At 49.5% G+C, this 14,334-nt stretch carries 13 protein-coding genes; 10 read left to right on the plus strand and 3 right to left on the minus strand.

Features of this window, described 5'->3' with window-relative positions; genetic code table 11:
• Positions 1–16 precede the first annotated feature (16 nt).
• Positions 17–607: a formate dehydrogenase FDH3 subunit beta gene (gene fdh3B, locus L2712_RS15245; protein ID WP_033538894.1), complete on the plus strand. Its 591-nt coding sequence runs from the start codon at positions 17–19 to the stop codon at positions 605–607.
• Positions 608–657: 50 nt separating this feature from the next.
• The gene (locus L2712_RS15250; protein ID WP_088903495.1) at positions 658–1,662 is read left to right on the plus strand and encodes a formate dehydrogenase subunit gamma; all 1,005 of its coding nucleotides are present in this window, start codon (positions 658–660) and stop codon (positions 1,660–1,662) included.
• A 210-nt stretch (positions 1,663–1,872) separates the two neighbouring features.
• On the opposite strand, the gene L2712_RS15255 is transcribed toward L2712_RS15250, so the two are convergent.
• Entirely contained in the window at positions 1,873–2,376 is a 504-nt protein-coding gene (locus L2712_RS15255) for a hypothetical protein (RefSeq protein ID WP_248978275.1), read from the minus strand.
• Between the two features lie 535 nt (positions 2,377–2,911).
• Between L2712_RS15255 and L2712_RS15260 the strand changes: the two genes are divergently transcribed.
• The 6 genes from L2712_RS15260 to L2712_RS15285 all read left to right on the plus strand — a co-directional run bounded on the left by L2712_RS15260 (position 2,912) and on the right by L2712_RS15285 (position 9,740).
• A complete protein-coding gene (locus tag L2712_RS15260) occupies positions 2,912–3,109 on the plus strand; it encodes a twin-arginine translocation signal domain-containing protein (RefSeq protein WP_033538892.1) in 198 nt (65 codons plus the stop codon).
• 17 nt (positions 3,110–3,126) lie between these two features.
• Positions 3,127–5,982, plus strand: coding sequence for a molybdopterin-dependent oxidoreductase (locus L2712_RS15265; protein WP_033538891.1), 2,856 nt, complete (start codon positions 3,127–3,129; stop codon positions 5,980–5,982).
• A 20-nt stretch (positions 5,983–6,002) separates the two neighbouring features.
• On the plus strand, positions 6,003–6,572 hold the full coding sequence (gene fdh3B / locus L2712_RS15270) for a formate dehydrogenase FDH3 subunit beta (protein ID WP_011863874.1): 570 nt from the start codon (positions 6,003–6,005) through the stop codon (positions 6,570–6,572).
• Positions 6,573–6,640: 68 nt separating this feature from the next.
• Complete coding sequence (locus L2712_RS15275; protein WP_248978276.1) at positions 6,641–7,633, plus strand: formate dehydrogenase subunit gamma; 993 nt, start codon at positions 6,641–6,643, stop codon at positions 7,631–7,633.
• Positions 7,634–7,803: 170 nt separating this feature from the next.
• The gene (locus L2712_RS15280; protein WP_248978277.1) at positions 7,804–8,145 is read left to right on the plus strand and encodes a hypothetical protein; all 342 of its coding nucleotides are present in this window, start codon (positions 7,804–7,806) and stop codon (positions 8,143–8,145) included.
• A 215-nt stretch (positions 8,146–8,360) separates the two neighbouring features.
• Entirely contained in the window at positions 8,361–9,740 is a 1,380-nt protein-coding gene (locus tag L2712_RS15285) for a class II fumarate hydratase (protein WP_248978278.1), read from the plus strand.
• A gap of 109 nt (positions 9,741–9,849) precedes the next feature.
• Here the strand turns inward: L2712_RS15285 and L2712_RS15290 are convergent, their stop codons facing one another.
• Positions 9,850–11,013, minus strand: a complete 1,164-nt coding sequence (locus L2712_RS15290) for an iron-containing alcohol dehydrogenase (protein WP_248978279.1) — start codon at positions 11,011–11,013, stop codon at positions 9,850–9,852.
• Between the two features lie 200 nt (positions 11,014–11,213).
• Here L2712_RS15290 and L2712_RS15295 point away from each other — a divergent pair, with 200 nt between their 5' ends.
• Positions 11,214–12,080: an AraC family transcriptional regulator gene (locus L2712_RS15295; protein ID WP_088903500.1), complete on the plus strand. Its 867-nt coding sequence runs from the start codon at positions 11,214–11,216 to the stop codon at positions 12,078–12,080.
• A gap of 6 nt (positions 12,081–12,086) precedes the next feature.
• Here L2712_RS15295 and L2712_RS15300 read toward each other — a convergent pair whose 3' ends face one another.
• Entirely contained in the window at positions 12,087–12,608 is a 522-nt protein-coding gene (locus tag L2712_RS15300) for a phage baseplate protein (protein ID WP_248978280.1), read from the minus strand.
• A gap of 373 nt (positions 12,609–12,981) precedes the next feature.
• Between L2712_RS15300 and L2712_RS15305 the strand changes: the two genes are divergently transcribed.
• Positions 12,982–14,325, plus strand: a complete 1,344-nt coding sequence (locus L2712_RS15305; RefSeq protein ID WP_033538883.1) for a coproporphyrinogen III oxidase family protein — start codon at positions 12,982–12,984, stop codon at positions 14,323–14,325.
• The last annotated feature ends 9 nt before the right edge of the window (positions 14,326–14,334 follow it).

A 14,334-nucleotide genomic window follows, 5' to 3' on the forward strand; every position in this document is an offset into this window, starting at 1 on the left:
GAGGAGATAAGCCATTATGGCAGTCATGAAATTTCTATGTGACACCAAACGCTGCATCGAGTGTAACGGTTGCGTCACAGCATGTAAGAACGAAAACGATTCCGCTCTCGAGTGGGGTATTCAACGCCGTCGCGTCGTGACCATCAACGATGGTCAACCAGGTGAAGCCTCGATTTCTGTGGCTTGTATGCACTGTACCGACGCCCCTTGTCAGGCTGTTTGCCCAGCAAACTGTTTCTACAAGACGGAAGATGGCCTAACGCTGCATAACAAAGATACCTGTATCGGTTGTGGATACTGCTTGTATGCATGCCCATTCGGCGCGCCTCAGTTCCCTAAGAAGGGCGCTTTTGGCAGCCGCGGCAAGATGGATAAGTGTACTTTCTGTGCCGGTGGCCCAGAAGAGACCTTCTCTGAGGCGGAGCGTACCAAGTATGGTGCTAACCGTCTGGCCGAGGGTAAGTTACCTATGTGTGCCGAGCTTTGTGCAACCAAAGCGCTGCTTGCCGGTGATGCTGAAGTGGTTTCCAATATCTACCGTGAGCGTATGGCAGCACGTGGTAACCCTAATGCGATCTGGGGCTACACCCCTAAGACTGGCGTTTAAAGTGAATAGTACCGTAAGCCTTCGGGCTTACGGTCTGTAAAGGAGTGACTATGTTATTAAAATCACTGCGCAGCCTATTCACTGTGTTGTTATTGCCATTGGTCTTGGCAATGGGTTTAGGTCTGACAGCGTCAGCCTATGCCGTTGACGACCAAACCAGTCAGCAAATGGCAAACACCAGCGACGCTGATTTATGGCGAGCCGTGAAGTCAGGAGACGAAGGATACACTACAGCGAAAGACGCTGAGGGTGGGGTCATGATTAACGTGTCAGCTATCGAAGGCACTAATGTTAAGAATGAATATCTCACGCCTATCATGGCACTAGCCGTTGTGGGTGTATTTGGTGCTTTCTTGCTCTTCTATCTGGTGAATGGCTCTTCAAAGTTAAGTCATGGTTTCTCTGGCAAGATGATATTGCGCTGGACCAAGGCCGATCTTTGGATACATTGGGTGTTGGCTATCTCATGCTTGGCGTTGATCTTTACTGGTCTTAACATCATGTTGGGTAAGCATGTACTACAGCCCTATGTGGGCACAGGTGTTTGGGGTTCGCTGATCTACGGCAGCAAGACTATCCACGATTATGTGGGTCCGCTGTTTATCGTCGCCTGGGCATTATGTGTGGTTAAATGGATGCCGATGCAGACATTTAAACTGTATGACCTGAAGTGGTTCCTTGTGGTTGGTGGTTACATCAACTTTGGTCCTTTCAAGGGTAAGCACCCTGACAGTGGCTTTGCCAATGCTGGTGAGAAGATGTGGTTCTGGACATTAACCCTGTTTGGCCTCTTTATCGCTGTTTCTGGCATTATGCTGGTAATGCCAGCGCTCGATTTACCTCGCGAAGCGTCTATGGCGGCACTACTGATCCATGGCCTGAGCGCCATCATCATCATCGCCTTTACTATCGTCCACATCTGGATGGCGACAGTATTGAGTGAAGGTGGTATGGAGTGTATGAAGTCGGGTTACTGTGATGAGAACTGGGCTATACAGCACCACAACCTTTGGTACGACGAGATCAAAGAAAACGGTACATTGACCTACAAATAGTAGATCTGAGCGACCGCTCAAGCTTGAATAAAGCACATTGAGAAAACACCCTTCCTGATTATCAGGCGGGGTGTTTTTTTATGGAATTTTTAACGTTGCAGGTGACAAGAAAAGGTATTCCATATTTATTTTAAGGTGGAGTGGACTGATTTTTGTTTTGTACTAGTTGTAACTCAAAAAACTGATTCTGGTGACATACAAAAAGTTAGTTTACCGTTTTGCGTGTATTAACTTATCTGTTTCAGTAATGCAGGCAGGTATGAATTGATTGTAGGTATTAATGTAATTGTTTTTTAAACTATTTATTAGACTTTGGTCATTTTTTATTGTCTTGAGTAAGCTTTCAATTGCGCTATGGATTTCTGTAGTCTGAATAGCTTTATTGCCATCACTTGAATTTTTTAATTTAAGTAGAGCTTTCTCGACCACTTGCTGGTTACTTTCTTCGAATAAGATGGAATCAACTATAGCTCCCCACATGAGCTCACACCCAAACAGGGTTTCTTGTTTTATTTTGTGTCTTCTATTATTCAAATCTGCCTGTTGATCACCGTTGATGCTCTTTTCCGGGAACGTGATGGAGTTTATTCTGCAAGTCTTAGCCCAAGATATGCATGAGTTTCCGCAAGGTTGTCCTTTTTTACAGACCTTTGCTTCTGCCGCAATCGAAAGAGTGAGTAAGCTTATGAATGTAATAAAGACGAGTGGTTTCATTTATATGGCTCCTGCGCACATCTAAGAAAAGAGATTCATCATGCTTAATCACACTATCATTGCTGCAGTTAGTTGAATAGAGGAATTCATATGGTGGGAATATGAGTGCCTTATTGAGTGAATGTGACGGTTTGTCTTGGATAGGCTGTGTGAATTTTACCTGACTTAGATCACCTTTGTTTATATTTTGAGCGATATTTTTATTTTCAATAACAACAACTTCATTACATCTGCTGGATCCCGATTTTGCCTTTTTTTGGCGTTTGCCATCATAGCGCACCAAATAAAACATGACAGACTTAACACTTTGGTCATTTATTCACTTTTTCTACTTATCCACCCCTGTTTAGATCAATAACCGCAGTCTGTTTCTTGCCTATATTGCCCCGGCAATTAATCGGATGTTTTTAATAAATATAGCAATTTCACCAAAAAGCCACCTGTAAATAACATTGCTGTAACCAATGTTCAGGGGCTTCGCTTGAATAGAACCATCCCTACTAATCGAAATTTCCTAAATCCACTAGGAGCAAGAATGAAGAAGCAACAGCCCGATCTGAATCGCAGATCTTTGCTGAAAGCACTCACCATTGGTGGTACGGCCGGTGTGGCCATTGCCGCCAGCGGTGTGAGTGTTGCCCATGCAACAGAGAATAAATCTCAAGAAAAACATACCGATGGCTACCATGAAACTGCACATATCCGCAGTTATTACAATAGCTTGCGTAGCTAATTAGGAGAATTTGAGCGATGAAGTTAACGCGCAAAACAAATGAGGCAGCAACAGCGGCTAAGCCAAGTTTAGGCATCAGCCGTCGTCAATTTATGAAGCACGCAGGTATCACCACTGGTGGCATTGCTGCAGCCTCTCTTCTCGGTACCGGCATGATGCGCCGTGCCGAAGCGAAAGATATTCCACACGACGCACCTATCGAGATCAAGCGCACAGTATGTAGTGCCTGTGCGGTCGGTTGTGGTCTATATGCTGAAGTACAAAATGGTGTTTGGACTGGTCAAGAGCCTGCATTCGATCACCCATTCAACGCCGGTGGTCACTGTGCCAAGGGCGCTGCACTGCGTGAACATGGTCACGGTGAGAAGCGTCTTAAGTACCCAATGAAGCTGGTTGACGGTAAGTGGAAGAGACTTTCTTGGGAGCAGGCCTTCAATGAAGTTGGCGACCAGATGCAGAGCATCCGTCAGGAGTCAGGCCCAGATTCACTCTATTTCATGGGTAGTGCTAAGTTTTCTAACGAAGGCTGCTACATGTACCGTAAATTTGCGGCCATGTGGGGTACTAACAACGTCGACCACTCGGCACGTATCTGTCACTCTACCACTGTAGCCGGTGTTGCTAACACTTGGGGTTACGGTGCGCAAACTAACTCTTTTAACGACATTCAGAATGCGAACGCGATCTTCTTTATCGGTTCAAACCCTGCCGAGGCACACCCTGTTGCCATGCAGCATATTCTGATCGCCAAAGAGAAGAACAACGCTAAGATCATCGTTGTTGACCCACGTTACTCTCGTACTGCGGCACACTCTGATCTGCACTGTGCTTTGCGTCCAGGTACCGATATCCCATTCATCTACGGTATGTTGTGGCATATCTTCGAAAATGGTTGGGAAGATAAGGCCTTTATCGAGCAGCGCGTGTTCGAGATGGAATCAATTCGCGAAGAAGTGAAGAAGTTCCCACCTAAAGAGGTTGCGGACATCACTGGTTGTAGTGAAGAAGAAGTTTACCAAGCCGCTAAGCTGATGGCTGAAAACCGTCCAGGTACTGTAGTTTGGTGTATGGGTGGTACCCAGCACCACGTAGGTAACGCTAACACTCGTGCCTACTGTATCCTTCAGTTAGCCCTGGGTAACATGGGTGTATCTGGTGGTGGTACTAACATCTTCCGTGGTCACGATAACGTACAGGGTGCAACTGACTTAGGTCTACTGTTCGATAACCTTCCTGGTTACTACGGTTTGAGCTCTGGCGCTTGGGCGCACTGGAGTCATGTATGGGAGCTCGACTTAAACTGGGTTAAGGGTCGCTTCGACCAAAACGAATACCTAGGTCGTGTGCCAATGAACACTCCTGGTATTCCGTGTTCTCGTTGGCACGATGGTGTACTGGAAACGCCAGAGAAATTAGCGCAAAAAGATCGCGTCCGTATGGCGTTCTTCTGGGGACAGTCTGTCAACACAGAAACCCGCCAGCGCGAAGTGCGTGATGCTCTGGATAAGATGGACACAGTTGTTGTTGTGGATCCATTCCCAACCATGGCGGGTGTTATGCACCGTCGTAAGAATGGTGTTTATCTGCTACCAGCATCGACTCAGTTCGAGACCGAAGGTTCAGTGTCTAACTCTGGCCGTAGCCAGCAGTGGCGTGAGAAGGTGATCGAGCCGCTATTCGAATCTAAGACAGATATCGAAATCATGTACCGTCTGTCGCAAAAGCTTGGCTTCGATAAAGAGTACACCAAGCGCATCGCGAAAGATGCCAATGACATGCTAGTGATCGAAGACATTACCCGCGAGATTAACCGCGGTATGTGGACTATCGGTATGTCTGGCCAGAGCCCAGAGCGTCTGAAGCTGCACACCCAAAACTGGGGCACTTTCAACAACAAGACACTAGAGGCTGAGGGTGGCCCAGCTAAGGGTGAAACCTATGGTCTACCATGGCCATGTTGGGGTACACCTGAGCAGAAACACCCTGGTACTCAGATTCTTTACAACACAAGCAAGCACGTACTGCAAGGTGGTGGTAACTTCCGTGCACGTTATGGTGTTGAATACCAAGGCAAGAACCTATTGGCCGAAGGTAGCTTCTCTAAGGGCAGCGAAATCCAAGACGGTTACCCAGAGTTTAGCGACAAGCTGCTTAAGCAACTTGGCTGGTGGGATGACCTGACTGCTGAAGAGAAAGCTGAAGCGGAAGGCAAGAACTGGAAGACCGACCTTTCAGGTGGTATCCAGCGTGTCGCAATGAAGCACGGTTGTATTCCATTTGGTAACGCCAAAGCGCGTTGTATCGTGTGGACCTTCCCTGATCAAGTGCCTGTACACCGTGAGCCGCTGTACACACCACGTCGTGATCTTGTGTCTAAGTACCCAACATATGATGACATGCAAGTTCACCGTCTACCAACGCTGTACAAGTCAATCCAAGAGAAAGACACAGCAGCTAAGTACCCACTGGGTCTGACTTCTGGTCGTTTGGTTGAGTACGAGGGTGGTGGTGAAGAGTCGCGTTCTAACCCATGGCTGGCTGAACTACAACAAGAGATGTTTGTTGAGATCAACCCAGGCGATGCGGCAGATCGTGGCATTCGCAACGGTGACACTGTATGGCTGGAAGGCGCCGAAGGTGGCCGCATCAAGATCAAGGCTATGGTGACACCTCGTGTGAAACCAGGCGTGACTTGGATGCCATACCACTTCGCCGGTGTTATGCACGGTGAGAGCTTAGAGAATAACTATCCAGAAGGTACTGTGCCTTATGTGATTGGTGAGTCTGCAAACACGGCATTGACCTATGGTTATGACCCTGTCACGCAGATGCAAGAGACCAAAGCGTCGCTTTGTCAGATCACTAAAGCTTAAGTATCGGGAGATTTGCCAATATGGCTACAATGAAATTTTTATGTGATACCAAGCGCTGCATCGAATGTAACGGCTGTGTCACGGCATGTAAAAACGAAAATGACTCTGCGCTGGAGTGGGGTATTCAACGTCGCCGCGTGGTGACCATCAATGACGGTCAGCCAGGCGAAGCCTCTATCTCTGTGGCTTGTATGCACTGTACCGACGCCCCTTGTCAGGCGGTTTGTCCTGCAAACTGCTTCTACAAGACGGAAGATGGTCTGACGCTGCACAACAAAGATACCTGTATCGGTTGTGGTTACTGCCTATACGCTTGTCCGTTTGGTGCGCCTCAGTTCCCTAAAAAGGGTGCCTTTGGCAGCCGCGGTAAGATGGATAAGTGTACTTTCTGTGCCGGTGGTCCTGAAGAGAACCATTCAGATGCAGAGCGTCAGAAGTATGGTTCTAACCGTATTGCCGAAGGTAAGTTGCCAATGTGTGCCGAGTTGTGTGCGACTAAGTCGCTACTTGCCGGTGATGCTGAGGTTATCTCAAACATCTTCCGCGAGCGTGTTGCATACCGTGGTTCGAAAAATGCGATTTGGGGCTAATCCCCAGCTTGTATAAGGCCACAACAATCCACACCGGGCTCGCCCGGTGTGGACGATAAGGATGTAATATGAACAAATGGTTCAAACAATTTAGCGTGATCTTAGCGCTAGTGATAGGTACCACATTCAGTGCCCTGTCGTTCGCCCATGGCGACGCGACCGACCATAGCCATGCCGCCACCGAGGGGCAGATCTGGTCTGAACTACAGGCAGGCGCTACCGGATACACTACCTCTCACGGTGAGTTCCATAACCAGCCGATCAACAGCTATGATCTGCGGGTATTGGAGCTGCGCAGCGATTGGCTGGCACCTGCCTTAATGGCGGCGCTGTTTGGCATGATCATCATCTTTGTACTGTTCATTAAGGTGAATGGTATCTCCAAGTTGCATCATGGCTTCTCGGGCAAGATGGTCTATCGCTGGTCGAAATTTGATGTCTCTATTCACTGGTTAGGGGCGATCCCTTGTCTGCTGTTGATCCTCACGGGTTTGACGCTGCTGGCGGGTCGTTTCTTCTTCCAGCCGTATCTGGGTGAAGGTTTCTGGGCTGGCTTAGTGTATGGCGCCAAGCAGATCCACGATTTCATGGCGATTCCGTTCATGATTGGTTGGGCGCTGATGACCACACTCTGGGCAAAGAACCAGCTACCTAAGATGTATGACGTTAAATGGTTCCTGGTCGTTGGTGGTTACATCAACTTCGGTCCATTTAAAGGTAAGCACCCTGATGCTGGTTTTGCTAACGCCGGTGAGAAGATGTGGTTCTGGGCCTTTGCATTATTTGGTCTGATTATTTCAGCCTCAGGTATGCTGTTACTGTTCCCGAACCTGTTCGAGCCTAGCCGCACCCTAAGCCTGATTGCCTTGGTGCTTCACTCCGTGAGTGCCATCATCATCTGTGCCTTCTCTATCGTACATATCTTCATGGCAACTGTGATGTCAGAAGGCGGTATGGAGTGTATGGTGTCGGGTTACTGTGATGAGAACTGGGCAAGCCAGCATCACAACCTTTGGTATGATGAGATCAAGGCCAACGGTACGCTAAAATATAAAGAGTAATCTTTAAGCGACGCTCAACAACGCAAACACCTCGTCGGGTCTCTGACGGGGTGTTTTTTTATCTTGTCGGCAATACTCCTGTGTTGAAAACCTGTGGTGGATGATTGACAATTTTCCTAAAGCGACTAGCTTAAGTTGTTAGCAATGAATGATTTAAAGGGAGTTGAATAATGTATAGAGGGATACTTTTGGCAATCGGTTTAGTTGCCAGTGGCGTGAGCCTTGCCGACGATTTTCAGGTGAGTTCGCAGATCACCTTGAAAGATGAGTTGCTTGGCACGCCAACCCTGTTGGTTAGTCAGGCCCAGGCCGAGTATGTGATACTGGGCGATCAGTATCGGTTCAGCGTCAACGTGACCCAACACAATGAAGCTCAGGTCTTGGTCGATTTCAGCCTGAGCGGCAAGGGTTATGATACCCAGTCTCAGGTGCTTATCGACTTGGATAAAGCCGTCGTACTCGACTTTGATGATCAGCAGTTTCGTTTTCTCATCAATAAGGTCAGCGGATAAACCGAGCTTATTGCTCAATGCTCGGTTAATTTAACCCGCTCTCCCGATTTCATACTATCTTGCTGGTGAGCGGGCGACCTCAGTATTCAGCTTGAGAGAGTTTTCCACTCTGAATAGGTCTGCTTGTGGCGACTTGTCTGGAACATTTGTTGTTCATCGCCAGTCACACAGATTTGACCTAAGCTCAAGGTAGCCTCATCAAGCAGGAGACAGAGATGGATAACAAGCGGGTTAGCGACAGTATGGGCGATCTCAACATTCCCGCCGACGCCCTGTATGGCGCACAAACTGCGCGGGCAATTAAGAACTTTCCGGTAAGCGGCCGCACCCTACCGCGCAGTTTCATTCGCGCCTTATTGTTAGCCAAGCTTGCAGCTGCAGAAGCCAATGTGGCGCTAAAGCTGCTTGAGCCTCCGATAGGCCAGGCGATGGCTAAGGTAGTGCAGCAGCTATTGGCAGATCCTCAGATGATGAGCCATTTCCCCATAGATATGTTTCAGACCGGCTCGGCGACCAGCACGAACATGAATGCCAACGAAGTGCTGGCGACGCTGGTGTCGAAGAGTCTCGGGACACAGGTGCATCCCAATGATGTGATCAATCTGGGCCAAAGCAGTAACGACATCATTCCCAGCGCAATCCATATTAGTGCCTTGTTAGCCGTAGAGCAGTCACTTCTGCCCTCATTGGCGCTTCTATTCCAAACCATCCAAGACAAGGCCCTGCAGCTCAACGACATCACCAAGACGGGGCGAACCCATCTGATGGATGCCATGCCGGTACGCTTCGACCAGGTGCTGGGGGGCTGGGCGAGTCAAATCGAGCAGTGCAGCGATATGATTAAGGGACTGCGCGGCGAGCTGGCACAGCTGCCCGCGGGGGGCACAGCAGTAGGGACTGGGGTCAATACCCATAAGGAATTTTCGGCGCAGTTTTGCGAAAAGCTCTCGGCGCTGACTCGTACCGAGTTCCGCCCGGCTGACAATCTGTTTAGCCGTATGGCTAGCCATGATACTGCTGTCGCGCTATCGGGCCAGTTGAAGACCCTGGCTGTCGCGATCATGAAGATCAGCAATGACCTGCGCTGGATGAACTCTGGCCCGCTGGCGGGCCTGGGTGAGATTAGTCTGCAGCCGCTGCAACCTGGGTCCTCTATCATGCCGGGTAAGGTGAATCCTGTGATCCCTGAGTCTGCCTGCATGGTGGCCGCCCAAGTGATGGGGAATGATATGGCGATCACCATCGCTGGTCAGTCAGGGAACTTCGAACTGAACGTGATGCAGCCGCTGATCGCGGTCAACCTGTTGGAGAGCATAGATATCCTTAGTAACGTCTCGCGCCTGTTGGCCGACAAGGCGATTGCCAGTTTTACGGTGAATCGCGAGCGAATCGAGGATTCCCTGCATCGCAATCCGATACTGGTCACCGCCTTGAGCCCTAAGGTGGGCTATGTGCAAGCCGCTAAAATCGTCAAGCAAGCCTATCAGGAGCAGCGACCTATCTTCGAGGTGGCTAAGGCACTCACCAACCTTAGCGATGAAGAGCTTAAGCAGCTACTTGACCCCGAGCGTCTGACCCATGGTGGCTTGGAATAATGGCGTAGAGTAGAGCCTAACGGTCTGGCGTCAGGTCTTAGGCGGAGAAGGGACGATATAGCAAAAAGGCACCTCCTGAGGAGGTGCCTTGAGTGTCAGCTCTAGGTGTTTACCAGGCCATCTCTAAGATCTCACGGCTGATATCCAGGCTGAGATCGCCAGATTCAGATAGCGCCGTCATGCCATGGGCTTCGAGTGCAGCTATGATGTCACCAATCTGTTCCCGGGCGATATCATAATCACGCAGGCGGGTCTTAAGGCCCAGTTGCTGGAAGAACTGCTCCGTCTTGTCGATCGCCTGATCGACGCGGCTCGCTTCGTCGCCCTCTGTGATATCCCACACGCGCTCGGCATATTGCAGCAATTTGGCGTGCTTCTGGCTCTTGCGGACACGCCATACCGATGGCAGCACTGCGGCCAGAGTTTGTGCATGATCAACGCCAAACAGTGCCGTCAGTTCGTGGCCAATCATATGGGTTGTCCAGTCGAATGGCACGCCAGCGCCTATCATGCCGTTGAGGGCCGAGGTGGCGCTCCACATCAGGTTGGCTCTGGCGTTATAGTTCTCGGGCTCTTCCAGGGTGATAGGGCCAATTTCAATCAGGGTGCGCATGATCCCTTCGGCGGTTCTGTCTTGAACCCGACCATCGACAGGGTAGGTGGCATACTGCTCCAGCACATGGACGAAGGCATCTACAACACCGTTCGCTACCTGGATCTTAGGCAGGGTGAAGGTCAGGGTCGGATCCAGCAGCGAGAAGCTTGGGTAGATGCTGGGGTGATTGACAGGAAACTTACCGCCCTGATAACTCACTACGCCGAAAGCATTCATCTCAGAGCCTGTGGCTGGCAGTGTGGCTATGGTGCCCAGTGGCAAAACTCGATCTGCCTCGACTGGCACAGGGGCGAAACCGTGGAACAGTAGGCTGGCACTGTCACCCTCAAATCGTGTTGCCAGGGCGATGAACTTGGTGCCATCCATCACAGAACCCCCACCGACCGCGAGCAGGAAGTCGATAGACTCCTCTTTAGCTAGCTTGGCCGCCTTGGCCAGGGTCTCATATTGTGGGTTGGCCTCAATGCCGCCAAATTCGATGACGGTGCGATTACCCAGGGCGCCGAAAACCTTGTCTAAGGTGCCGAAGCGTTTCACGCTGCCGCCGCCATAGGTCACCATGACACGGGCGTCTGTGGGGATCAATTTGTCTAGTTCGGCCAGGCGGTCTTTACCGAAAACGATCTGTGTGGGATTGCGATAATCGAAATTAAGCATGGGGATACCTTGTGTCACCTATGAATATGCTGCACATACTAGACTTCTGGCGCGATTTTTAAATACCTATTGCTGGACAGTGCTTGCCTATTTCTACTCAATTTATGTTTAAAGATATTTAAATGGCCTTTTTTGATGCCTTTTTCTGCCTTGGTGCTAATATTGCCTCAGTTTGTTGTGTCTGGTTATTGAGGTGAAGCGTGAAGAGTGTTGCCGAGTTGATGTCTGAGCTGGCTCCCGATGAGGGAATGAATGACAGCGTATTGCCGGGGATCAAGCTGTTTCGGGGATCGGCTTATGGCGCACGTGGTCCACTGTGTTATTCCCAAGGGATCATGATTGTCGGCCAAGGCAAGAAGCGGATCTATCTCGATGACAAGGTGTTTGATTATGATCCGCAAAACACCTTAGTGATGACGGTGCCTATGCCGGTGGAGTGTGAAACCTTTGCCAGCCAAGAGGAGCCTGTGCTGGTGATGATGATAGATATCGAGTTGGCACAGCTTAATCGTCTCATTCCCATCATGGACAGCTATCACAAAGTACCCCAGTCCCTTAATGAGTCACGCCTGCCAGGTTATTTTATTGCACCGACCAGCGAGTCGCTCGAATGCAGCATTCATCGTTTATTGCAGGCAATGCAGTCTCCGCTCGAGGCCGAGGCCTTAGGGGAGGCCATGGTGCTGGAGATCTTATATCGTTTGTTGGCCTTGCCCAATGCGGCGCCTCTGTATGCCTTAGCGCTGAGTCACACTCGGCTATCACGTATCGATAAGGCGCTAAGTTATCTGCATAAGCACTATGCTTCCAGCATAGAGGTCGACCAATTGGCTGCCTTGGTAAATATGAGCCCTTCGGCGTTTCATCGCTGTTTCAAGGAGGTCACCGCCTCATCACCGATCCAATATCTAAAGAAGCTGCGCCTGAATAAGGCAAAGGAGCTGTTGCTGCAACGGCGCGTAAAAGTTAAAGAGGCGGCAATCGCGGTGGGTTATGAAAGCCCGGCTCAGTTTAGTCGAGAGTTTAAGCGCTACTTTAATCAGAGTCCGGGAGAGTGTGTCAGGTGAGCTTTGTTACGGCTTGATGCACTGTAATAAGACGATAAAAGGCGGCATATTATTGTGAGCTATGCTGTGACCTTCAGGTTCGGTGCGACGCTTTTGGTGTTGTCGCATGCCGACATCATCGCCTTCGCCAGTCGCATATTCCGGCTCGTCTCCCGCGTCATAGTAGTACCAATCGTCATAGACGTGGGTATGCTTGGGTAATTCGGCGAGCGTGAGTTTATGCTTTTCCTCGCCGCCGATAGCTTTGAGCTTGCGTACAGACAGATCATTTTCTTGATCATTTGCCGCCAAGGTAACGCGACCAACCCCCTCGTTATAGCGCTGCCAACCCTCTGGGCAGTTGGCAAGCTCGAAATAGGCGACAGTCCCGGCTGGAATGATGCTTCCGGATTCGGCGATCTGTTTGCTAAGGGCGATGACCCGTTGGCTGTTGGCGAGAGTATTGGCGGCGAGTTCGGTGTATTTGATATAGCCAAAGAGAGCGAGTGAGACGGTGAGCAACACCGAAACCAATAAATTCCATTTCATCATTAACGTCCTTGTATAGAGTAGCGCTGAGCCAGCAGGGCTTGAGCCTACATCTTTATTTTTATTAGTTATTTAACCTACGTTATTTAGTTCATCGCTGCAACATATCGAGTTTTGCAAAACCCTAGCGAAGCCATATTGTTACTGGTATTGGGTCATAATGGGTGATCACCTTTGTTCAATATTTACTAAAACATGACATGCTTAACAATTCTTCAGCTAATCTAATGTTAGGTGTTGTAACTCTAAGCCAGTTCACGTTTTATATATTCCTTTAGTGATACTTTTGTGTTCCGCAAATGGATGTGTATCGCTTTAAGTCCTTATTTATTAAAAGGCTTTGTTCTCAAGGCCGGTTCAGCTAGGAATATCTATGTCTTCGTCTTCTATTATTCAAACGGCGCCAGGTGAATTGATTACGCCTTATCAAGCTAACATTACCGTCCCCAACTGGATGCTGAACTCGATGGAACGAGTGATGCAGTACTATGTTGATAAGAATCTACGACTAGATACCCAGTCTGCTTCTATGATGCCTGCTCCTGTGGAAGGCAAGAAGTATATGCTGTATGCCCATGTGCCTTTTTGCCATACGCTATGCTCCTTCTGTACCTTCCATCGCTTCCTGTTTAAAGAGGAGAAGGCGCGCGCTTATTTTGTGTCGCTGCGCAAAGAGATGGAGATGGTCAAGGCGCTGGGTTATGACTTCGAATCCATGTATATCGGCGGTGGTACGACTACGGTATTGGAAGATGAGCTGGCCCGCACCATCGAATATGCCAAGACGCTGTTCCCTAGCATAAAAGAGGTCTCCTGCGAGTCGGACCCTCAACACCTCGACAGCCCCGGCTTTAAGCTGCTGGAAGGCTTGGTGGATCGAATGTCTATCGGGGTACAGAGCTTCAACGACGACATTCTTGCCATGACAGATCGTCTGGAGAAGTTTGGCTCGGGTCAGCAAACCTTCGATAAGATCATGGCAGCCAAGGAGCTGTTTCCCATCATTAACGTGGATCTCATTTTCGGCTTCCGCGGCCAGACAGATGAAGTGATTCAACACGATCTGGATATGGCTTCGCGTCTCGATCCTCGTCAGATCACCACCTATCCGCTGATGATCACCCATCAAACTCGCAAGAGCGTTAAGGGTAAGCTGGCGGCCCCTCAAGGGGATATGGCGCGTCAGTATCGCCAAATCCTCAATAGCCTCAACGGTCAGTATAACCAGCTGTCGGCTTGGGCGTTCGGTAAGGCCAACAACGAAGGCTTCGATGAGTATGTGATCGATTATGACGAATATCTTGGGGTTGGTTCAGGTTCCTTCAGCTTCCTCAACGATACCCTGTATGTGAATACCTTCTCTCTGCGCAAGTATCAGGAAAACATTGCCGCTGGTCGTATGGGGGTTGAACAGCAGAAGAACTACAGCCAGAAAGATGTGATGCAGTATCGCTTCCTGCTGGGTATGTTCTCAGGTCGTCTGTCGCGCAAGTATTTCCGTGATACTTTTGGTGTGAACTTGGATTGGGCGCTCTTTAAAGAGATGACCTCGATGAAGGCGATCGGTGCCATCAAGAATGACCCCAGCGATCCCGATAACCTGATCGTCACAGATAACGGTAAGATGATGGGCCTCTTGATGATGAAAGAGTTCTACTCAGGCATGGATAACGTGCGGGCGCAGCTGCGTAAGCCGCTTAAGCCCTGTGATATGTAAGGGGCATTT

The sequence above is a fragment of the Shewanella marisflavi genome (assembly GCF_023283925.1).
Classification (GTDB): domain Bacteria; phylum Pseudomonadota; class Gammaproteobacteria; order Enterobacterales; family Shewanellaceae; genus Shewanella; species Shewanella marisflavi.

Bases quoted from the DNA above. Each gene is read 5' to 3' on its own strand.
- fdh3B (WP_033538894.1), top strand. From the start codon at position 17: ATGGCAGTCATGAAATTTCTATGTGACACCAAACGCTGCATCGAGTGT.
- L2712_RS15250 (WP_088903495.1), top strand. From the start codon at position 658: ATGTTATTAAAATCACTGCGCAGCCTATTCACTGTGTTGTTATTGCCA.
- L2712_RS15255 (WP_248978275.1), bottom strand. From the start codon at position 2,376: ATGAAACCACTCGTCTTTATTACATTCATAAGCTTACTCACTCTTTCG.
- L2712_RS15260 (WP_033538892.1), top strand. From the start codon at position 2,912: ATGAAGAAGCAACAGCCCGATCTGAATCGCAGATCTTTGCTGAAAGCA.
- L2712_RS15265 (WP_033538891.1), top strand. From the start codon at position 3,127: ATGAAGTTAACGCGCAAAACAAATGAGGCAGCAACAGCGGCTAAGCCA.
- fdh3B (WP_011863874.1), top strand. From the start codon at position 6,003: ATGGCTACAATGAAATTTTTATGTGATACCAAGCGCTGCATCGAATGT.
- L2712_RS15275 (WP_248978276.1), top strand. From the start codon at position 6,641: ATGAACAAATGGTTCAAACAATTTAGCGTGATCTTAGCGCTAGTGATA.
- L2712_RS15280 (WP_248978277.1), top strand. From the start codon at position 7,804: ATGTATAGAGGGATACTTTTGGCAATCGGTTTAGTTGCCAGTGGCGTG.
- L2712_RS15285 (WP_248978278.1), top strand. From the start codon at position 8,361: ATGGATAACAAGCGGGTTAGCGACAGTATGGGCGATCTCAACATTCCC.
- L2712_RS15290 (WP_248978279.1), bottom strand. From the start codon at position 11,013: ATGCTTAATTTCGATTATCGCAATCCCACACAGATCGTTTTCGGTAAA.
- L2712_RS15300 (WP_248978280.1), bottom strand. From the start codon at position 12,608: ATGAAATGGAATTTATTGGTTTCGGTGTTGCTCACCGTCTCACTCGCT.
- L2712_RS15305 (WP_033538883.1), top strand. From the start codon at position 12,982: ATGTCTTCGTCTTCTATTATTCAAACGGCGCCAGGTGAATTGATTACG.